The organism is Weissella confusa (genome assembly GCF_004766315.1).
Classification (GTDB): Bacteria; Bacillota; Bacilli; order Lactobacillales; family Lactobacillaceae; genus Weissella; species Weissella confusa_A.
This window is the reverse complement of the sequence record NZ_PVSN01000075.1, coordinates 1-21,307: the sequence shown is the minus strand read 5'-3', so window position 1 is coordinate 21,307 and position 21,307 is coordinate 1. Positions and strand designations below refer to the sequence as shown.

General features: G+C 47.0%; 14 protein-coding genes, 1 pseudogene, 1 riboswitch and 1 other annotated feature. Of the genes and pseudogenes, 13 read left to right on the top strand and 2 right to left on the bottom strand.

Annotated elements, in window-relative coordinates:
• Nucleotides 1–4: 4 nt before the first annotated feature.
• The 3 genes from C6P11_RS10135 to C6P11_RS10125 all read left to right on the top strand — a co-directional run bounded on the left by C6P11_RS10135 (nucleotide 5) and on the right by C6P11_RS10125 (nucleotide 2,657).
• Nucleotides 5–343, top strand: coding sequence for a thioredoxin family protein (locus tag C6P11_RS10135; RefSeq protein ID WP_135520831.1), 339 nt, complete (start codon nucleotides 5–7; stop codon nucleotides 341–343).
• A 74-nt stretch (nucleotides 344–417) separates the two neighbouring features.
• Nucleotides 418–657, top strand: a binding site (T-box leader).
• Nucleotides 658–750: 93 nt separating this feature from the next.
• Nucleotides 751–1,251 carry a GAF domain-containing protein gene (locus tag C6P11_RS10130; protein WP_135520829.1) on the top strand — a complete coding sequence of 167 codons (501 nt, stop codon included), beginning with the start codon at nucleotides 751–753 and terminating at the stop codon, nucleotides 1,249–1,251.
• Between the two features lie 65 nt (nucleotides 1,252–1,316).
• A complete protein-coding gene (locus tag C6P11_RS10125) occupies nucleotides 1,317–2,657 on the top strand; it encodes a dihydrolipoyl dehydrogenase family protein (RefSeq protein ID WP_135520827.1) in 1,341 nt (446 codons plus the stop codon).
• A gap of 43 nt (nucleotides 2,658–2,700) precedes the next feature.
• Here C6P11_RS10125 and C6P11_RS10120 read toward each other — a convergent pair whose 3' ends face one another.
• Entirely contained in the window at nucleotides 2,701–3,099 is a 399-nt protein-coding gene (locus C6P11_RS10120) for a hypothetical protein (RefSeq protein ID WP_135520825.1), read from the bottom strand.
• Nucleotides 3,100–3,257: 158 nt separating this feature from the next.
• Nucleotides 3,258–3,356: riboswitch (purine riboswitch) on the top strand.
• Between the two features lie 114 nt (nucleotides 3,357–3,470).
• Here C6P11_RS10120 and C6P11_RS10115 point away from each other — a divergent pair.
• From C6P11_RS10115 to C6P11_RS10105, 3 genes are all read left to right on the top strand, one after another.
• Entirely contained in the window at nucleotides 3,471–4,790 is a 1,320-nt protein-coding gene (locus C6P11_RS10115) for a nucleobase:cation symporter-2 family protein (RefSeq protein WP_135520823.1), read from the top strand.
• Entirely contained in the window at nucleotides 4,790–5,362 is a 573-nt protein-coding gene (locus C6P11_RS10110; RefSeq protein WP_135520821.1) for a xanthine phosphoribosyltransferase, read from the top strand. Before C6P11_RS10115 ends, C6P11_RS10110 begins: the two co-directional genes overlap by 1 nt.
• An 85-nt stretch (nucleotides 5,363–5,447) precedes the next feature.
• Nucleotides 5,448–6,401 carry an aldo/keto reductase gene (locus C6P11_RS10105; RefSeq protein ID WP_135520819.1) on the top strand — a complete coding sequence of 318 codons (954 nt, stop codon included), beginning with the start codon at nucleotides 5,448–5,450 and terminating at the stop codon, nucleotides 6,399–6,401.
• Between the two features lie 104 nt (nucleotides 6,402–6,505).
• Here the strand turns inward: C6P11_RS10105 and C6P11_RS10100 are convergent.
• A pseudogene (locus C6P11_RS10100) lies at nucleotides 6,506–8,147 on the bottom strand (L-lactate permease).
• A gap of 193 nt (nucleotides 8,148–8,340) precedes the next feature.
• Between C6P11_RS10100 and C6P11_RS10095 the strand changes: the two are divergent.
• The 7 genes from C6P11_RS10095 to C6P11_RS10065 all read left to right on the top strand — a co-directional run.
• The gene (locus C6P11_RS10095; RefSeq protein WP_245299866.1) at nucleotides 8,341–9,840 is read left to right on the top strand and encodes a helix-turn-helix domain-containing protein; all 1,500 of its coding nucleotides are present in this window, start codon (nucleotides 8,341–8,343) and stop codon (nucleotides 9,838–9,840) included.
• A 94-nt stretch (nucleotides 9,841–9,934) separates the two neighbouring features.
• Nucleotides 9,935–10,804, top strand: a complete 870-nt coding sequence (locus C6P11_RS10090; RefSeq protein WP_135520817.1) for an NAD(P)-dependent oxidoreductase — start codon at nucleotides 9,935–9,937, stop codon at nucleotides 10,802–10,804.
• Between the two features lie 143 nt (nucleotides 10,805–10,947).
• Entirely contained in the window at nucleotides 10,948–12,549 is a 1,602-nt protein-coding gene (locus C6P11_RS10085) for a glycosyltransferase family 4 protein (RefSeq protein ID WP_135520815.1), read from the top strand.
• Between the two features lie 11 nt (nucleotides 12,550–12,560).
• Nucleotides 12,561–14,075, top strand: coding sequence for a glycosyltransferase (locus tag C6P11_RS10080; protein ID WP_135520813.1), 1,515 nt, complete (start codon nucleotides 12,561–12,563; stop codon nucleotides 14,073–14,075).
• A 270-nt stretch (nucleotides 14,076–14,345) separates the two neighbouring features.
• Complete coding sequence (locus C6P11_RS10075) at nucleotides 14,346–17,825, top strand: KxYKxGKxW signal peptide domain-containing protein (RefSeq protein ID WP_135520811.1); 3,480 nt, start codon at nucleotides 14,346–14,348, stop codon at nucleotides 17,823–17,825.
• A 12-nt stretch (nucleotides 17,826–17,837) separates the two neighbouring features.
• Nucleotides 17,838–20,636, top strand: coding sequence for a hypothetical protein (locus C6P11_RS10070; protein WP_135520809.1), 2,799 nt, complete (start codon nucleotides 17,838–17,840; stop codon nucleotides 20,634–20,636).
• Between the two features lie 132 nt (nucleotides 20,637–20,768).
• Nucleotides 20,769–21,307 (top strand): transposase (locus tag C6P11_RS10065; protein WP_210114240.1); only part of this gene is annotated, 539 nt, incomplete at its 3' end.

The window sequence follows — 21,307 nt, the reverse complement described above, 5'->3', positions numbered from 1 at the left end:
AAACATGCAATTTTATGAACCAACCGCAAATGATGATGCGACGATTGAGGCAGTTATTAAGCAACCAGGGAAGCAATTAATGTTTTTGCAAGCGGACTGGTGTGGTGACTGCAAAGCGATTAAGCCGTTTGTGCAACAATTCAAAGATACGGTAATCGACCGCGGAGCAAATTGGGTGGATGCTGATCGTGACGCGAATTTAGCTGTCGCCCAAGAACAAGGCCTGATGGGTATTCCAGCATTTGTCTTGTTTGAAGATGGTCAACAAGTCGCACACATTGGAAATGGTGAACGTTTGAATCCGAAGGACGTTCAAAATTGGATTAATGAATATGTTGGCTAATATGAAAGAACTCTCATATTAGTTGTTGACATTCTAATTTTTAGTGTGTATGATAAAGCACATAAAGTTAAGACATGAATTCGGTGATGAGAAGAGTAGTGTTACGAATGAACCCAGAAAGCGATTGGTTGATGTGAAATCGTTTCGTTCAAGGCATGAAGATGAGCTCGGAGAAATGACGTCGGTGCAAGCTGATGTCACGGTAGGAACCGTTATCTTCCCTGGTTTATCCGCTTTAGTGCGGCGAACTGTAGAGGTGTATTTGGTGACAAGTACATAAATTAGGGTGGTAACACGATAAAGTCGTCCCTAGCTAGAGATTATTCTGGCTAGGGGCGGCTTTTTCTTTTTAGTCACCGCATTCATGACGAAAATAGAGAGTATTTAATAAACGAGGTATATAGATTATGGCAATTGAGATTACACGCGCAGAAGCAGACACATTGTTGAAGACACCATTGATTTCAAAGTTGTTGATTGAATGGATCAAGGGGGAAGAATCAGAAAAGTTCCCACTAGCCAACTTGGCTAACGCCTCAGCCATCTTGTTTGAAAACTTGAAGCAAGTTAACTGGGCTGGTTTCTACTTGTATGACGAGAAGGTTGATGAGTTGATTCTTGGACCTTTCTTGGGTAAGCCAGCGGTTGTCCGCATCAAGCCTGGTTCAGGTGTGGTTGGTGAGTCATTCACGAAGCAAGAAACGATTACGGTTGCTGACGTGCACGTCTTTGACGGTCACATCGCGTGCGACCCAGCATCAAACGCTGAAATCGTGGTACCTTTGACGACGGCCGATGGTAAGCGCTTGGGTATCTTGGATATCGACTCAACGGCCTTCAACCGTTTCGGTGCCAAGGAAAAGGCTGAGCTTGAGCACTTCGTTAAGACTTTGTTGCAATACATCTAATCAGAAGTCACTAGACAATCCTGATAGAATAGAGTTACAAAATTAAAGTTAACGAGGAGTAAGACATGGCAGAGACATTACACTATGACGTGGCAATTATTGGTGCTGGACCAGCCGGTTTGGCCGCTGCGGAAGATGTGAAGGCTGCAGGTAAGTCAGTCGTTTTGATTGAAAAGTACCTATGGGGTGGAACATGCCCAAATTATGGTTGCGATCCTAAGAAGATTTTGTTGGCCGCTGTTGAAGCCAAGGAACACGTGGACTTCCTACGTGGGGATGGTGTTGACGGTAAGGTTGATATTAACTGGGAAGACCTGATGGGCCGTAAGATGCGCTTCACGGAAGCAATTCCTGACAAGACGGTTCACTTATTGGACGCTAACGGCATTGGTCACATTTACGGGGCAGCTCACTTTATCAATGAAGATACAGTGATTGTGCACGGTGATGAAGATGTTGAAGTGCAAGCAACTGACTGGATTTTGACGGTTGGTCAACGACCAGCTGAATTGGAAATTCCTGGGGCTGAATACACAATCAACTCTGAGCAATTCTTGAGCTTGGCTGAGATGCCTGAAGACATTGTGATTATTGGTGGTGGCTACATTGCCGTTGAGTTCGCCTCAATCGCAGCTGCTGCAGGGGCACAAGTTCACTTGGTTGTCCGTGGTAGTGAGTTGTTGTCAGAATTTGACGAAGCGTTTGTTGATACGCTATTCGATCAATTGGATGACCGTGGCATTCGTATTTACTTCAACACAGAAGTTACGGAAGTGGCGAAGACGGATGACGGCTACTCAGCAACGTTGAGTTTTGGTAGCACGATTCCAGCCGGTGTGGTTGTCCGCGCGGTTGGTCGTGTTGGAAATAACGACACGCTACAATTGGAGAACGCTGGTGTTGAAGATGACATCCACGGTATTAATGTTGATGAATTCTTGCGTACGTCAAACCCACACATTTATGCAGCGGGTGACGTGGCCAACACAAGCAAGCCACGTATCACGACGGTTGGTTACTACGAGGCGCGTTATGCAGCGTCAGTTATCCTAGGTCATGACCAACCAATCGAATACCCAGCGGTGCCGGTTGTGGTTTACGGTACGCCTAAGTTGGCAGCGGTTGGTGTGCCAACGCAATATGCTGAAGAAAACGGCTATTCAGTCCGCGATATCGACATGACGAACTGGTTCACGTATTACCGTACTGGTGAGCCAGCGGCCCGTGCCAAGGTTGTCTTAGATGCCGACAAGAAGTTGGTAGGCGCAACGGTTTTTTGTGCGCATGCTGATGAGTTGATTAATTACTTCACTGAAGCAATTAACAACAAGGATGGCTACCAAGCGATCCGTGATCGTTTGTACGCGTACCCAACGCCAGCATCAGATTTGGAATACTTCTTCTAACAAAATAACGGCCAGGAATTTGTTTCCTGGCCGTTTTCTTTATTTACTGTACTGGTGCGCTGGTGTGTGACAGCACGGTCTTGCAATCGCGGCTAACCACAACCGTGTGCGTTAATTCGCCGTCTTCAAATGTCACTTCAACTGTTCGATCAGTTGGGTTATAAACCTCATTCGTTGCGGAAACTGAGTCTGGATTCACCTTGGCAGCCGTTGCAGCGGTCTTTAAGGCTTTCTCCAACATGGCGCTACTATCTGACTTTTTTGTCCCAGATGATTGCACCGTCAAAGCCTCCTCAGCGCCATGCAACACCCCACGTTGATAACCGTTTGAATGCCCGAGAAAATAAGCTGCTGTGATAATTGCTCCCATCATTAAGACGAGGCAAAAGATAACTACAGCAGGTAACCGGTTTGTTCGTTTGTGGGGTTCAATAGGACGCATACAACTTTCTCCTAAAATGTTAATACTTAATATGATTAACTATACCCGCAAAAAGTTGGGGATTCATGCCAGAAATGACATGTAAACACGAACTTTGAATAGCGATTTTCTGAAAAACGCTTGCAAATTCGTACACTTTTGGTATATTTGATGAAACAAATGAGAACGTAATTACTATCGGTATAATTGCTGGAGAATGGCCGGCGAGTTCCTACCCGTTTCCCAAGAGACGGACTACCGATAGTGTTTTGAGATATCTAATTGCACCCATTCTGCATGCTTTTTTGCGTGTGAATGGGTGCTTTTTAGTTCTATCGAATCACCTAATTGGGGTAGTGGTTACACAGAAGAGATGGAGGGATTTGTTTATCATGGAAGCCGTCACAGAAGTTGGGGTTACAACGCACACTAAGACATCCAAATTGCAGGAGGCAGTTTTGGGATTACAACACGTCTTAGCGATGTATTCAGGTGGTATTTTGGTGCCACTGTTGATTGGAACGGCTTTACATTTTTTGCCACAACAAATGGCGTATCTGATTTCAGCGGACATTTTTATGACGGGAATCGGAACATTACTGCAACTTAAGAGCACACGATTGACGGGAATCGCCATGCCAGTCGTGCTAGGGTCTGCAATTCAATCGGTGACACCATTGATTAATATCGGTGGCACGTTGGGTGTTGGTGCCATGTACGGTGCGACGATTTCAGCAGGTATCTTTGTGTTCTTGATTGCGGGTTTGTTTGCGCGCCTGCGTGAGTATTTCCCGCCAGTTGTGACGGGATCATTAATTACGGTCATTGGATTTGCGTTGATTCCAGTCGGCATTCAAAACCTTGGTGGTGGTGATGTTGCAGCAAAATCATTTGGAAGCGCCGCGAATTTATCGGTTGGTGTGTTCACCATGGCTGTCATTGTTCTGGTTAGCTTGTTAGCGAAGGGCTTTACGAAAGCTATTTCGATTCTGCTCGGTATTATCCTAGGCACAATTTTTGCTGGATTACTCGGTATGGTTTCATTGGCACCGGTTGCGGAAGCATCTTGGTTCCACTTACCAACGCCATTTTTCTTGGGAACGCCAACTTTCCACTCATCGGCTATCGTCACAATGATTATAATTGCGTTAACGTCGATGATTGAGTCAACTGGTATGTACTTCGCCTTGGCTGACCTAACTGGTCGCAAGTTAACGAATAATGATATGGCAAAGGGATATCGTGCTGAAGGGTTGGCCGTTATTTTGTCAGGGTTGTTTAACACCTTTCCATACTCAACATTTTCACAAAACGTTGGGGTGGTGCGTTTGTCTGGTGTGAAATCAAAGGCGCCGATTTACTACGCTGCCGGCATTCTGTTGTTGATTGGCTTGTTGCCAAAGTTTGGTGCTTTAGCAACAATCATCCCAACATCAGTGTTGGGTGGTGCAATGGTGATTTTGTTCGGCACGATTGGTGTACAAGGAACGACGATCTTGCGCAAGGTGGATTTTGCCAAGGAACGTAATTTGATGATTGCCGCAATCTCGATTGGGGCTGGTATTGGGGTGATGGTTTACCCACAAATTTTCCAACACTTACCAGAGTTGGTTCGATTGGTTATCGAAAATGCAGTGGTTGTAACGTCAGTATTAGCAGTGTTCTTAAACATTGTTTTGCCAGGACGTGAAAAAGAAACAGGGGATGAATAATGAAGTTGCTAGAGGAACGAATTAAGCAAGACGGACGTGTCATTGGAACAGAAGTGTTGAAGGTTGATAACTTCTTAAATCACCAAGTTGATCCGGCTTTGATGAAGGCGATGGGGGATGAATTCGCCCGTTTGTTCGCGGATGCCAAGGTAGATAAGGTGCTGACAGTTGAGTCATCAGGGATTGCGCCGGCTGTCTTTACAGCATTAGCATTGAACGTCCCAATGGTGTTTGCACGTAAGAAGAAGTCACTCACGCTATCTGAGGACCACTACACGGCGGATGTGTACTCATTTACTAAGCAAGAAACAAACCACGTTATTGTTGATAAGCGCTTCATTCAACCAGGCGAACGTTTGTTGTTGATTGATGATTTCTTGGCAAACGGTCAAGCAGTTGAAGGCATGATGCAAATTGCTAAAGCAGCTGGTGCCGAAGTTGTCGGTGTCGGCATCGTGATTGAAAAGACGTTCCAAAAGGGTCGTGCCCTGTTGGACGAGCGTAACGTCCGTGTTGAATCATTGGCCCGCATTGCTGCCTTTGAAGAAGGCGAAGTTGTCTTCGCGGATTAATTCATAACGAATATTCACCAGATGTTCATGGTCTTTTTTAAAGAAGAAGAGTAGACTGGGGGCATACACATGGAGGTGAGTATCAATGGCAAAAATTGATTTGGGTGGCTCAGGACTAATCGTTCCTGACGTTGCCTTGGGGGTAATGCGTATTGCTGATAAGTCTGCTGCTGAAGCACAAGCTTTGGTTGAGAAGGCTTTGGAAAAGGATGTGAACTTCTTCGACACAGCTGACATTTACGCCGCAGGTAAGAGTTCAGTTGTTTTGGGACAAGCGTTGAAGGATGCCGGTGTAAACCGTGAGGACATCTTCTTGCAATCAAAGGGTGGCATCATCCTTGAAGACGGCCAAATTTCAGGTGACGGCTGGAAGGGACCTCGTTATGACTTCTCAAAGTCACACTTGATCTCAGCCGTTGACGAAGAATTGAAGCGTCTTCAAACGGATTACTTGGATGTTTTCTTGTTGCACCGTCCAGACACGTTGATGGACCCTGAGCAAGTTGCTGAAGCTTTTGATGAGTTGCAAGCATCTGGTAAGGTTAAGCACTTTGGAACATCAAACATGAACCCATGGCAAGTTGAGTTGGTCCAAGCTTCATTGAAGCAAAAGTTGGTTGCCAACCAATTGCAATTCGGTATCATGCACACGGGGATGATCGATGCTGACATTCACGTGAACATGTCAGATGAGCGTTCATTTGACCACGACGGCGGCATCTTGGCCTACTCACGCTTGAAGAACATGACAATTCAAGCATGGTCACCATTCCAATACGGCTTCTTTGAGGGACCATTTATCGACAACGATAAGTTCCCAGTATTGAACGCAAAGTTGCAAGAATTGGCTGACAAGTATGGTGTAACGAAGAACACGATTGCTGTGGCCTTCATCTTGCACCACCCAGCTAAGATGCAAGTTGTTTTGGGTTCAATGAACGTGAACCGTTTGGACGAAATGATGGACGGCGACAAGGTAACGTTGACGAACCAAGAGTGGTACGACATCTACTTTGCAGCTGGAAACGATTTGCCGTAAAAAGTAGAGTATAGAGCACTGATGAATCGGTTTGATTTATCGGTGCTTTTTATTTTGGCAATATAAAAAAGCCCGCTGCAAATTCAGCGGACTTTGAATGATAATTAGAATACTAGCATCACAGCACCAGCGATTCCGATCAATAGACCGTAAACGACGGCCGGAATGGCTGTCTTACGCAAGATTGCGCCTTCCTTACCAGCCAACCCAACAACGGCACTAGCAGCAACGATGTTGTGAACACAAATCATGTTACCAGCAGCGGCCCCGATAACTTGCAAGGCCAAAATAATTGGCGCTGACAAGTGAGCAGTTGCCGCAACGTCGGCTTGGATAGGTGAGAACGTCAATGTTGACACCGTGGCACTTCCAGTAATGAAAGCACCAAGTTCACCCAAGAATGGGGCAACGAACACCCAAACGCCAGCCATGTGTTCAGACACGGTCTTGGCAATGTAAGTTGGCATTGATGGCATGTCGATGGTGTTCATCCCTGAGTTAGAGAAGACTTGCACCATAATCAATGTCACCATCCACCATAATCAATGTCACCATCAATGTGATTCCCGTGCTGACCATTGAGGCAGACACAGTCTTTGCGGCTGGCACGAATGGCTTGATTGTACGTGCTTGGACGATCAAGGCAATCAAAGCAGCCAATGTTAGGATAAATCCTGGTGAATACAAAACTGGCCAATCTGAGCTGATACCCTTGATACCAAGAATGTTTACCCAACCCAAATCAATGGCGTGGTTCATGAAATCCTTCAACCAGCCAATTGTTCGTGATAGCAACAAGAGCACCACCACGATGAGGTAAGGTGACCAGGCCGTCAACAACGACATGTTTCCTGACGCGTGTTGATTAACTTCTTCGTCGTTTTGGACACCATCGCCAGCAAAGTTCGCACCCTTCCAAGGGTTCGTGAACGATGTCTTTGGCAACAAGAAACGTGTCTTAAGTGTGATGACGGCAATGATTAGCAATGTTAGTGGCGTCAAAATTGACACGAACTCATAACCAATTAGGTGCGCGTACACCCAAGCAAAACCATTGTATGCGATACCGATGAACAAAGCCCATGGCGTCATCTCCAACCAGTCGCGGGCTGATTTCTTGCCACGATTGAAGAATGTAACCAATAGAATAACCAACATAAGTGGCATGAATGTACCACCGAAAAAATCAATCGTGGTCATTGAACGAGCAATTTCGTTCATAAAATCAGTGGCGTTTGACGGTGCCACGTTACTCAACCCAACGGTTAGCGGCGTTCTCACAGCGCCGTAAGCAGCTGAAGTTGAGTCAGCAACCAAGGCCAACGTAACGGCGGCCATTGGTGTGAACCCTAAGGCAATCAACAATGGTGCTGTCACCATGGCTGGTGTCCCAAACCCAGAAACACCCTCAATCAAACCACCGAATAGGTAGGCAATCAAAACAGCCAGGATACGCATGTCAGCTGATAATGATTCGAAACCAGCATTAATACGTGTAATAGCACCGGTGTGACGCAAGGCGTGCAAGACCATCAACGCCCCAAACAAAATCCATAGAATTGGAAATGTTTTGTGAATCCCTTGCAGAATTGACGCCAACATGACGTTAGTTGGAATGTGCCAGAAGAACCAGCCGGCCAGTGAAACGACCGCGGCGCTAATAGCCATTCCTTTCATAGCTGGCATATTGAAAACCGCCAACAAAATTAATGGCAGAACAACTGCCAGAAGTGCAATAAGTAGCATGTAACCCCCAAGAAAACTCATTTTTTCAGTCCTCTTAATTGTACAGTAAATCACAACCGAATTGGATAGCTGTCCGGTTTTTATACGATATTTAATGACTTGTCAGGATTTAAATAAGGCAGAAATTTAGTATAAATGTTAGTATCTTCTCATTGAGAGAACGTTTGGTTAATGTGGGTTGTGGTGAGAAAAAATGAAATGGATGCATGAAAAGCAAGACCGTAATAAGTTGAAGATGTTTCGCTACCTTAAGGAAATCGGGGAAGCGCCAATTACACAAATCATGACAGATTTGGATTTGTCGCGTTATTTGGTGACGACGACGGTTGAGCAATTAGTGGTTGATATTGAGATTCTCACGGGTGTGTCCGATAGCATTGTGATTGAAGATGGTTCAGATGTTATTTTCAAGTTACCGATTCAATTATTGGATTGGGAAGCTTTGGGCTTACACTACCTGCAAATATCAATTCGTGGTCAGATGATTAATGATTTGTTCCATGAACGAATTACATCTTGGGAAGACTTTGCTTTTAAGGTTGATGTCTCAGTACCAAAGATGTACAAAGAACGCGCGGCCGTTATCGAAGAACTGGCGCGTGAAGGAATCGAAATTTCTAAGGACTATCAATTAGTCGGGAACGAAGCGCACATTCATCTATTTAAGTTGCAACTATTGTCTTATTACAACGGTCGCCGTGAATCGCCGTTCCCAGAAGAAGTGCGTGAACAAGCGCATGAATCAATTAAGCAGTTGATTGAGCCGGAATGTCCCTACTTACGCGAGACGCAATTAGTTAGTTTGCGACATTTACATGCGATTTGGTGGTTACGCCTGAAGGGGCAACACTATGTGGATGCAGCTTTGGCAGATCGTTTTTTGAAGCCAACGGATCAACTTTCTTCAAGTAGCCAACGACTCATTTTGGCTTTGAGTGGCGAGTTGCGTAAGTTGCCAGATATCACGGAAGAACAAGTGCAGGCAGAAGCGCGATTTATCATTTTGGTGTTGCACACGCTATCGATTTTCCCACACGAAACGGAATTTGAAGACGCGAGCGAGGAATCAATTGCGCACTGGCGTCTGTTTGAAAAGGCACTCCACGAAGCCTACTTGTGCTTGTTTAAGAATCGTGGTCGCCAAGAATCAATTCGCGCGGTGACACGTTCGATGCAACCCATGTTGTTGCGCTACTTGGTTTACCCATACACAGGGGATGACGACTTCGATTACATGATGGATCGTGAGCAGTTGGTGTCTGAGTTCCCAATGGCATATGAGTTTTCTGAAGATGTGTTGGAACGCTTTGCGGTGGCGACGGGCGATAATGATGTGGACTACAAGAACTTCTTACTGCCTGATTTGATGGCAGTTATTATGATGTCAGCGGACTTTTACGATCGCTTGCCAATTGTTAATTTGACGATTGATTTCGGGGCTCACCAAAGCCTTGAAAAGGTTGTGGCACAGTCGTTGCAGATGTTCCCGGGCTACAAGGTGCAGATTAACCATCTATTGACGGAGCACACGGATATTTTACTGACGGATACACCGCAACCGATTGATTTGGATTGCACGGTATTTATCTGGCACGGTATGGGAACGCCAAATGAAGTTAAACAACTCCGTGATGAAATTAATCGCGTAAAGATGAAAAAGTTCTCGGCTTGGCGTAATGAACAAGCAGAATAAAAATAGTTATTAATTAGACCAAGGGCATAAGTTCTTGGTCTTTTTTGCTAGCGGTGTACAATAGACAGTACGAATAGAAGTGAGGTAACGCGAGATGAAGATTGGATTTATCGGAACGGGTGTGATGGGCCGAGGCATCATCAACAACTTGTTGAAAGCAAATTACGACGTGGTTGTGTACAACCGTACGAAGGCCCACGCCCAATCCGTGTTGGATAACGGCGCAACATGGGCTGATGGTCCAAAGGCGATTGCAGAAGCAGCCGACTTGGTCATCACGATGGTTGGTTACCCAAAGGATGTTGAAGAACAATATTATGGTGACAATGGGCTATTTGCCGGCGCACATGCAGGACAAATTTTCGTTGATATGACAACGTCAACGCCAACTTTGGCTGAGCAATTGGCCGTTGATGGTGAAAAGTATGGCGTTAAGGTTTTGGACGCCCCAGTTTCTGGTGGTGATGTTGGTGCCAAGAACGGTACGTTGACGATTATGGCTGGTGGTGATCAAGCAGCTTATGACAGTTTGCAACCAATTTTTGATGTCATTTCAAAGGCTGCTAACCGCTTTGGTGTGGCTGGCCGTGGACAACACACCAAGATGGCGAACCAAATTATGATTGCTGCCACGATGTTGGGAATGTCAGAAATGATGGTTTACGCCAAGGCTGCTGATTTGGATGTTGCCAAGGTGATGGAAACGTTGGCCGCTGGTGGCGCCCAAAACTGGTCATTGGATAATTATGGCCCACGTGTTTTGGCGGGTGACTTTGAACCTGGTTTCTACGCAAAGCACTTGTTGAAGGATTTGCGTATCGCGTTGGATGAAGCAGCTAAGATGAATTTGTCTTTGCCAGCCACTGATTTGGCCGAAGCTTTGTATACAAAGTTGGTTGAACAAAAGAACCTTGGAGACGAGGGAACCCAAGCGTTGGTAAAGCTTTGGGCACAATATGCATAGAAACGAAGAAAGGCGACTGAAAGGTTGCCTTTTTTTCATACAAAATACGCAACAAGATAATACGGTTTGTTTAATATGATAACTGTTACAATAGGGATAATAATATTTAATTACTAATAAAAAGCTCATGAGAGGGCAGTACTATGAATTTCTTCGTTAATGCGACGATGCCAAACCAGAAGTCTGGTATTGAGCACGCGCAATTAAAGCGTTTTGAATTATTTAATAATCATCATGAAGATTCACGTGTCGTTTTGCGCGATTGGGATCCAGTCGCTCACATTAATGCGAATGCAGCTGGGATTCCTGACGAACAACTCATCAACATGTTTGATTATTTCCAAGAGGCGATGGCTGTAACGCATAAGACGTTGCACGCTGAAGACCTTGATTTTGGTGTGCCAGGAACGGTGTTGGTTGATGAACCAGAGAATAACCGTTACTTGGTGAATGCACAAAACGGTCAATTGGTGGCGCGCGTTAATTATGACGCGACCGCCGATCGTCGTGTACGTTCAACTGAACTATTCGACGGCTACAACAACTTGTTCCGTGTTGATCACTATGACTCACGCGGTTTCGCCTCATTGTTGCAATGGTATACACCGGACAACAAGATTGGGACAGAAACTTGGGTGACGCCTGAAGGACGCACGATTATCGAGACGTTCAACAAGAACACGATGGCTGGTGAGTTTGTTAAGTCTGGTTGGCGTTTGATTGAACATGATGGCCATGTTTTGCAATTCGATACAATTGAAGAATTGACGAAGCACTTCTTTGACCGTTTGAATGATGACTTCTGGCGAGATGAGAAGCCAAACGTGTTTGTCTTGGACCGTTCACACTTGGGTGCTTGGGGACTTTTGCGCTTGCGTAAGCCGGCTTATATCGCCATGCACTTGCACAATTCTCACGCTGGGGATGCGCAAGACCCAATGCATTCAATTTTGAACAACCACTATGAGTTTGCGATGAATGCATTAAATGAATACGATGCCGTTGTTTCAGCGACGCACAAGCAAACGCATGATGTGAATGAGCGTTTCCAACCTAAGACGAAGCTCTTCACGATTCCGGTCGGGGTTGTACCTGATGAATTGTTGAACGCACCACGTGTGCCAGTTGCACAACGTGAATTCGGTAAGGTCATCGCCTTTGCCCGTATCGCCTGGGAAAAGCACTTGGATGACTTGGTACGTGCCGTTGGTATCGTGCACAAGGAATTCCCACAAGTCACGTTGGACTTGTACGGTTATGCTGATCCAACTGATAACTACAAGGCCCGTACTGCGGTTGAAGAAGCAATTCGCGAGTACAACTTGGATGGCGCTGTAACGATGAAGGGTTACACGACGGATATCGATGCTGTTGAAAACAATGCCATGATGTACGGTTTGACGTCACGCATGGAAGGATTTAACTTGGCGATCATGGAAGCTATTTCACACGGTTTGATTGCCTTTTCATATGATGTGAATTACGGACCAAACGAAATCGTTGAAGATGGTGTTAACGGAAACGTTGTCCCATACGAAGACTATCAAGCAATGGCCGAGGCGATGTTGAAGGTGTTGCGCAACCCTGAGTTGGCGCAACAATATTCAACCGGCGCATATGATTCTTCAGAACGTTATTCAGAAGAAAACGTCTGGCAAGCATGGCGTGGTTTGTTGGATGATGCTGAGCGCGTTTGGCCGGCTAAGTTGGCAGCCATGCCAGCACATGCCCATGATGCAAAGTAGGAGTGTGAACAATGAATTATTTTATTAGTGAAAATGTTTTTACATTTAATTCAGGGACTGAGCACTCACAAGTAAAGCGAGTGAAGTTGTTCAATGCCCAAGGACAACCGGCACTATATGTGACGCGTAATTACAATCGCTTTTTGGCGCGTGATGCGGCGTCAATTGGTTTGAACCAAGATGAAGTGCTTAACATGTATGATTTCTTCCAAGGGACGACGGCCGTTGAACGCAAGGAACAACCTTTGCGTTTGTTGGACCAAATTCCATTGGATGAGTATCACATTGAGGGGCACGGCCCAAATTACTCAACAATTAATCATGCTGGTCGTGAATTGGCCCGCGTTAATGTCATGCCAGCAACGGTTGGTTTGGTGAATGATATTCTCTACTACGACCGCTTTGGTAACACGACGGCGCGAGAAAACTATGATTGGCGTGGCTTTAAGTCATCTGTTGATTACTTCCATCCAAATGGGGCCCTGGCGGTTCAAAAGTTCTTGAACCAAGATGGTGTGCCAGTGATTGAAGTGATGCACATGAACGTGAATGGCAACATTTTGCCAACGATGTACAAGTTGTTGAACTACAAGGGTCGTGATTGGCGCTTCAATACGGAAGACCAAATGTTCTTGTTCTTCTTGAATGAGCTAACGAATGAAAACCCGGGTTCTGTCTTGGTCTCAGACCGTCGCAGTTTGGATCACGTGGTAGCGGATGTGCAATTTGCGGCAAAGAAGTTTGCTGTTTTGCACGACATTCACACACCTGACATCAAGAACCCAGTGCGCGGTAAGCTTTACGATGCCTACTTGAACGTTTTGGAACGTCGCGTAAAGGATTTTGATGCTATCTTGGTCCCAACTGTTGAACAACAACAAGATTTGCAAAAGCGTTACCCAGGTGTGACGTTCCGTGTTGCGCCAGATACCTTTGTAGATGATGCCCACTTGGCTGCCAAGCACGTGAAGTTGCCAGAGCGCATTTCACACCGTATTGCTTATGTTGGCCGTCTCTCACCTGAGAAGCGTCCTGATCAAGCGATTCGTGCGTTGGCGCGCGTGGTCAAGTCAATTCCAGGCGCAACGTTGGCATTCCACGGTTATCCATCGAACGTCGACATTTTGAACGAATTGAAGGCATTGGCCAAGCAATTGGATGTTGAGCAAAATGTTATCTTCGGTGACTATGTGACTGGTGAAAACTTAGCCAAGGCCTACACTGAGGCACAAGCAATTGTCCAAACGTCAGTTGCTGAAGGCTTCGGTATGAACTTGGTTGAGGCAATGAGTTACGGTGTACCGGTGGTGTCTTATGATATTACGTACGGTACGAAGGAACTGGTTGATGACGGCATGAACGGTTATGTCGTACCAGCTGGTGCACATGGTGATATGGCGGATCGCTTAACGGCAATTTTGTCAGATACTGGTTTGTGGGCAGCCCTTTCTGAAGGTGCTTACCGCAAGGCGCAAACCTTCTCAGCTGATGAGATGATGCCACTTTGGCAAGCCGCATTACAATAATGACGATGAAAGATTCAGACCTGCGGGTTTGAATCTTTTTTTATTGCTGTCATTCCTGAAACTTTGTAAGCGCTTTATTCATAACTATCAACTAAAATTGAGCAAAGTACGATTAATCGGAATGTTGATTAACGTGTTTAATCGCGAGTTATTCATAAAATCTTGGGGCGAATGATGGCATAACGACCATATCTTTTTGAGAAACTGGCGATGCAGGGTGGAAAAAGTGAATTTTCATCATGAAATCGATTATATAGAGGGGATGAAGATATGAGTCGAGAAGATTATCAACAAAAGTTGGCCGACGAAGCGCGTGTACAACCGCAGACACACAAAAAGATGTATAAGTCTAAAAAGCGCTGGGTTATCGCCGGTATGACTGCCTTGGCCGTTGGTGGTGCCACGGCGATGGCGCCCGAAGAGGTCACGACGCTAATGTCGGATGTGTACCAAACCGCGGAGGAAGTGTTTGATGGCGGGGTGGCGTATGCTGCCTCGGCCGCAAGCGCTGCAGTTAATACGACGACTGCGGTAACAGTGACCGATTCCGGGGTTGCATCAGTGACGAGCGCAGCCACGTACAGCACGTTGACTGGAGCGTCAGCAAATGCAAATATGCGCATTGCCGGCGGGACGGCAGCCGCAAGCGGTTCGGGTTACCGAATTATGAATGGTTCTAGTGGTGCCGTGCAATATAACACCACCATTGCTGCTACAAGTGCTTTTGCGATGAGTGGGGCATTTTCAACGACCAACTATGCAGCCGGAAACTTTATTGGGTTGATGTTTGCACCTACCTACGCAGCAGGTAATTCGTATAGCGCGAACGGAGGCAATGTCGGTATTAATGGTATTGCCAATGCCACAACGGTCGGTGTCGATTTGTGGTACGACAGCGGTGTTGATCCAAGTACGGCCTTCGTCATTGCAAATAATGGAACTGGTCAAATTAACCAGGTTGGTATCCGTCAAACGAATTCAGCTGGTTCATTTATCGCAAATACGAATGCCAGTTCAGTTCAATCGTTGTTCTCTGGTATGACGAACTTTAATTCAGCAACTTCTTATTCAGCCACTATTTCATATGCTGTTAGTTGGACACCAGTTTCAGTTTCGGGTGCCTTTGTGACTGGAAGTATGACGATTACGATGAACGGTGGTCAGGGAGCAAAGACGGTTACCCAAACGATTGCGCTACCAAGTAACGTTGTCATGGAGTTGGTTGGAAACAATGGTGGAACATCAACGCCGGCAACGGTTACAGGTTCTTTGGCGGGTGTATCAGCTACTGCGGCCCGCACGCCGGTTAATGTGACGTATGTCGATGGGGCCGGATCAGCATTGCTATCAGCAACGAGTTTTACAGCGGATAACTGGACAGCTGTCGGAATCACAGGCGCAACGACGCCCGTAGCCACGAACGCTAAGACAACCTTTGCCGCACCAAGCATTTCCGGTTATTCAGCCGTGGCCGTTTCATATGCGGCTAATACAAATAGTGGTGGACCAGTCGCATCGACGACTAATTTGTTGGTGACATCAGCGACGGCAAACAACAATATTCAAATTCAATATAAGGATATTGAAGCACCAAAGATGTCATTGACTAATACGGTTACTTACCAACAAAACGAGACGATTAATAGTTCGGACATGGTGACCCGTCTTGTGACGTCTTTGGGAGACAACTCACCAAAGGCGGTGACGACAAGTTTGACCAGCGGAAGTATTAACACGGCTTCGGCTGGGACTTATCAAGTTCAAATTACAGCAACTGATGCGGCTGGTAATGCCACAAATTCAATGGCGACGGTAACGGTTTTGCCAAAGTCGGTTAGTGCGGTTTCAAGTGTTGCTAGTTCAGCGTCATCAGATGCATCATCAGCAGGTTCAATGATTTCGTCAGCAACGAGTGCAGCGAAGTCTTCTTCAGCAAGCGTTGAAGCCTCATCAGCTAGTCAAACGGCGTCATCAGCCAGCTCACTTGCATCAAAGTACAGTAGCAACTCATCAGTCGCTTCTGTTGCATCAAGCATCGGTTCGATTGCAGCTATTGCAAGTAGTGCAAATGTTGTGGCATCAACGAATACATCGATTGCCAAGTCGGCTGCCTCGGCGGCTTCAAACATGTATACCCAAACGTCTTCAGTTGAATCTGCGGCGGCAATTACGTCAGCCTCAGCGTCATCTTATTTAGCTGCCGCTTCAAGCATGGCCGCAGCGGGACAAGTGTCATCAGCGGCCGATGCGATTGCATCATTTAGTTTGGCTTCCGTATCATACAGTCAACAAGTATCATTTGCCCAAAGTTATGCGAGCGCAGCCAAGAGTTTGATGGTCGTGACAAGTTCAGCGATTGCAGCAGTCTCAGCTGCGCAATTGCAAACATTGAGCGCCCAATCAGCAACGACGAGTTTGTATAACACGATTGCTGAACGATCGTTGACCGTACAGTTTTTGTTTGAGAACAATTCAGGAACTGCAACATCACAATCGTCAGCGGTTGTTTATGGTGTTACGGGCAGTGCATACAGCTATGCGGTGCCATCTGTTTCTGGCTATAACGCGAATTACACGGCAGTAAATGGGACGTTCGGTGCGTCAAATAGTGCAGCGACGATTGACTATACGCCTGCTTTGTCGGCCTCAACTGCCGGAGATACAGTGGCTTCTGAAATGGCATCAGCGGCGGCTTTGTTGAGTTCTGTTTCACTAGCGGCTTCATACGAGGCGGCTGGACAATCAGCAGCGCAATCGTATTCAAGCTTAATTTCGTCATTGGCTGCTCAGAGCCAATACGCGGGTAATACTGATATTAGTTTGGCGGCTCGTAGTGCGTCGAATTATGTGAAATTAACAACGGGTCAAGCAACTGCTTACGCGAACAATCTAGTAAATGCCACTCAGACTGTCGCTTTAAGTAGCTCTGTATTAACGCACGTTAGCTCGATTAACGCGGATGTCTCTAGTGCTGCATCGACATATAATTCGTACGCTAATTTATATGCGTCGGCTAATACAGCTAACGATGCAAGCGCACTATCATCTATTGCTAAGATGATGGCATCAACAAGTGCAGCGTTTACATCATTGTCAGCAGTCCAATCAAGCTTTATGACATCATTGAATGCAGTGTTTGACGGTGATTCACTGACTAAAACGGCGTCGTATGTGGATGGTGCAGAAGATGAGGGTAGTTATTACGCCGGTGTGGCCAGTTCAGCTGCCGCAAGAGCCTTTTCGGCGGCAACTAGCATCACGATGTCGACTGCAACTGCGTCAAATAGCGCCGCGCAAACAGCAGTGACAAACATGTCGACAGATTCAATCATGGCTTCTAATGCCGCTAAGGTTGCTTCAACGGCCAACGACAGCGCAATCAATGCTGACAGTACAGCTGACTCAGCGTTGCTAGCTACTAGTTCAGCAGCTGACGTGAACTCAAAGGCCGCTGGCAGCTCATACGCATCGAATGCAGCCGTTTCAAGCGCCGCTGGGGCCGCATCAACGGCGATGAGTTTGGTAACCTCAGCTAACGCGGCAGCCGGTTTGCAAGCAAGCGTTGCCTCTGCACAGAACGCAACGGCTTCAAGTGCTGCCTCAGTCGTCGCGAGTGCAGCTGGTGTGGCAAGTTCTGCCGCATTGGCAGCCTCAAGTTTGGCGACGGTAGCAGCTGGTATTTCAGCTAACGCGTCATTAACTTCTTCAGCAGCATTGAGCTCACAACAATCGTTGATGAGCCAAATTTAAACACTAGCTTCAATGGCTTCATCAGCATCAGCGGCAGCAAGTGCAGCCGCTATTCAAGCTAGTTCAGCAGCTTCTGCTGGATCGACGGCTGCGTCAACCGCTAGCGCAAATGCTGATTTGGCCGCTAGTGATGCCCAATCAGCAGCTTCAATGGCTAGTGATGCCCAAACGAACATGACTAGTGCAACGGACGCTGCAAATAGTGCTGCAAGCAATGCATCAGCCGCGTTGGATTATGCCAAGGTTGGATCTGAGGCTGGTAACTCAGCAGTCGCCAAGGCTGCTTTGGATGCTGATAGTGCAGCTGCTACAGCTGCAAATGCTGCCAGTGTGGCAGCTAAGGCCTCAAGTGCCGCAAATGTTGCTGCGAGTGAAGCTAGTTCAGCCGCAACAGCCGCATCAGTAGCCGCTTCGACTGCTGATTCATACATGGCTGCTGGGGATATTACGCAAGCGACATCAGCCGCCGCTGACGCGCAAACGTTGGCTAGTGCTGCGAGTGAAGCTGCATCTACGGCTTCAAGCGCTGCGGATGTCGCCAATTCAGCTATGGCGCACGCGGAAGTGGCGTCATCTAACGCCGCTAGTTTGGCGGTCGTTGCTTCAAATGCCGCATCTGTTGCGCAATCAGCTGAAACAGCCGCTTCAGCTGCCGCCGGGGTTGATGGTAAGACTGGTGACACGGGAATCGCGGTTGATATTGATTCAGCAGCTGCTTCAACGGCTAACGCGAATGCAAGTCAGGCCGTCGTTGACGCAAGTTCAGCTGCCTCGGCAGCCACTTCTGATGCGTTAGTGACATCTAATATGAATAGCAACGCGACTGACAGTCTTGCTTCATTGGCTAGTGTAGCAACGGCCTCAAGTTACGCATCTAACTCAGCGATGACATCAGCCTTTGCTGACGCCTCAAGTGCTGCCACGGCAGTTAGTGTTGCGAACGCTAGTGCTAGTGTGGCTGCCTCAAATGCGACGGCACAATACAACCGTGCATCATCAGCTGCGGTTGTTGCGTCTTCAGCAGCGTCAGTAGCGGCTTCCGAAGCCGTGTTAGCATCTTCAATGTTTACGGCTGCAGACTCACTGTTGTCAGCTGGTAATTACAGTGAAGCAATGGCGATGTCTGATGCAGCGGTTTCACAAGCTGCCTTGGTAAATAGCGCCCGTGAAGCTGCGGAGAGTGCCGCAACAGTTGCGTCTGGTGCGGTCGCGGTCGCTCAAAGTCAAGCTGCGCAAGCATCGAGCTATGCAGCTGATGCAGACGCGGCTCGTGATGATTTGGCGTCAGCAGCCGATCAAGTGATGACGGCTGCCTCGGCTGCTGATGAAGCAGCGAAGGCAAGTTCAGCCGCGTCAGCAGCAGATGAGGCTGCGACGACTGCGACGGATAGTCAAGCTGAAACGACGGGTGCGATGTCTGACGCTACGGTGGATGTAACGAACGCAACTAGTTCAGCTGCGGATGCCACGTCAAACGCAACGGCAGCAAGTTCAGTTGCAGATGCAATCGGATCACTAATTACTAATTCGGCTTACGCAAGCAATGCAACGATTCAATCAGCTAACGATGTTGCTGTATCAGCAGCGACGGTTGCATCTACTGCAGCGTCAACGGCCCAATCAGCCGCTTCAGCAGCTAGTGCTGCCCAAGCATCTTTGGCTGATGCACAAAAGGTTGTTGATAGCGCAACGGCGATTGCTGAAGCAGCTAATGATGCTGCGCAGTCAGCTTATGCAGTCGCTAGTTCAGCTGCCCAAGAAGGTCGTTATGATATTGCTAGTTCGGCCGCATCAGAAGCGATTGCACAACAAGCAATTGCTGAATCGGCACAAACAGATGTTGCGACCGCAATGACAGATGTTACGGCCGCTGCCAGTGCAGCGAGCTCAGATGCTGCAGTAGCTGATTCAGCGAAGGCCATTGCCGAAAGTGCCTTGCAAACAGCTAACGATGCATTGACCACTGCTGAAACAGCTGCCGAAGCTTCTGAACAAGCAGCTTTGGCGCAAAGCTCAGCTGATCAAGCAAGTTCAGCTGCAACGACAACTGATTCAACCGCTGATCAAGTGAATGCAACTTCAAGTGCAATTACCGCTCAAAGTACGGCCACAAGTCAGACGGCACAAACAGCGACAACGACAGCTTCAAGTGCCTCAGCAGCAGCCAGTGCAGCTAAATCATTAGCAGCTGACTCTGCCTATGCCGGTAACTCGGCGATGGCTTCAGCAGCATCAGATGCGGCTACTGCTGCGACTGATGCTACGGTGGCAGGACAAAAAGCAGCCGATGCAAATTCGTATGCTGAATACGCTGATAGTTTGGCGTCACAAGCAGCATCGAATGCGACTTCGATGGCTAAGACGGCTGCTGATGCCGCATCAACAGCAGCATCATTGGCGTCAGTTGCAAGTTCTGCAGCGCAAGCCGGTGATTTAGCGACCGCTAGTTCAGCGGCTGACGCTGCGTCAACGGCTGCGCAAACAGCGACTGATATGTCGAGCGCTGCGGTAGTGGCAAGTACCGCTGCGGATGGTTATCAGTCAACGGCAGATAGTGCAGCGACGATGGCCTCTGAAGCAATGTCAGAAGCAACAGCAGCGTCAACAGCTTTGGCAAATGCACAAACAGTTGCGTCGGCAGTAGCAGATGCGACTAATGCAAGTTCAGCAGCTAGTGCCGCAAATGACACGGTTGCTGATATGGGAACCACGACAAGTATGGCGGGGGATGCGACGAGTACGGCAAATGATGCGGTGACGAATACAACGTCAACCCCGGATTATTCATCAAGACAAACAAAAAACCGCTGAAACAGCAAGTTAATACCGTTTCAGCGGGTTTTGCGCTTTCACCCGTTGGGTGAAAACCATAGGAGCTCTTTTTTATGATATTTTGTTAGTGGAAAACAAACCAAATACTCAAAAATTGGAGCGTCTAAAATTATGACTCAAAAAGTATTACCTAGCAACCATTTAGTTGCAGTTTCAAACAATGGGGCACCAATTACCTCGGATGGTGGCAACGTGCTGCTTAGTATTTTTCTGAATTCGCCTGTAATTTCCAGGCTCTTTAATAACGTTGAATTCAACGATAATCGCAAAAATCCACGCTATGCTAAGGTAGAATTGTTATTGCAAATGCTCATTCAAGTTATCGAAGGTTATCGCAACGACGACGTTGCAGATTACTTGACCCAATATATCGAACATCGACTTGTTTATGCGCAAAACATGGCATCTCAACCAACTATTTCCAGATTTCTATCACGTCTCACGAACGAAGACATTGATGAGCTACAAGAATTAAATCGTCGTATTGTCTCTTTAATTGATGAAAGATCAGCCAATACTGAACTGGTGCTAGATTTGGATTCAACCTACTTTGAGACCTTTGGTCATCAAGAAAAAATTGGTTTTAATTATCACTACTTGAACGTCGGTTACCATCCGCTTATCATGACCGATGCTTTAACTGGAACCGT

Bases quoted from the DNA above. Each gene is read 5' to 3' on its own strand.
- C6P11_RS10135 (WP_135520831.1), top strand. From the start codon at position 5: ATGCAATTTTATGAACCAACCGCAAATGATGATGCGACGATTGAGGCA.
- C6P11_RS10130 (WP_135520829.1), top strand. From the start codon at position 751: ATGGCAATTGAGATTACACGCGCAGAAGCAGACACATTGTTGAAGACA.
- C6P11_RS10125 (WP_135520827.1), top strand. From the start codon at position 1,317: ATGGCAGAGACATTACACTATGACGTGGCAATTATTGGTGCTGGACCA.
- C6P11_RS10120 (WP_135520825.1), bottom strand. From the start codon at position 3,099: ATGCGTCCTATTGAACCCCACAAACGAACAAACCGGTTACCTGCTGTA.
- C6P11_RS10115 (WP_135520823.1), top strand. From the start codon at position 3,471: ATGGAAGCCGTCACAGAAGTTGGGGTTACAACGCACACTAAGACATCC.
- C6P11_RS10110 (WP_135520821.1), top strand. From the start codon at position 4,790: ATGAAGTTGCTAGAGGAACGAATTAAGCAAGACGGACGTGTCATTGGA.
- C6P11_RS10105 (WP_135520819.1), top strand. From the start codon at position 5,448: ATGGCAAAAATTGATTTGGGTGGCTCAGGACTAATCGTTCCTGACGTT.
- C6P11_RS10095 (WP_245299866.1), top strand. From the start codon at position 8,341: ATGAAATGGATGCATGAAAAGCAAGACCGTAATAAGTTGAAGATGTTT.
- C6P11_RS10090 (WP_135520817.1), top strand. From the start codon at position 9,935: ATGAAGATTGGATTTATCGGAACGGGTGTGATGGGCCGAGGCATCATC.
- C6P11_RS10085 (WP_135520815.1), top strand. From the start codon at position 10,948: ATGAATTTCTTCGTTAATGCGACGATGCCAAACCAGAAGTCTGGTATT.
- C6P11_RS10080 (WP_135520813.1), top strand. From the start codon at position 12,561: ATGAATTATTTTATTAGTGAAAATGTTTTTACATTTAATTCAGGGACT.
- C6P11_RS10075 (WP_135520811.1), top strand. From the start codon at position 14,346: ATGAGTCGAGAAGATTATCAACAAAAGTTGGCCGACGAAGCGCGTGTA.
- C6P11_RS10070 (WP_135520809.1), top strand. From the start codon at position 17,838: ATGGCTTCATCAGCATCAGCGGCAGCAAGTGCAGCCGCTATTCAAGCT.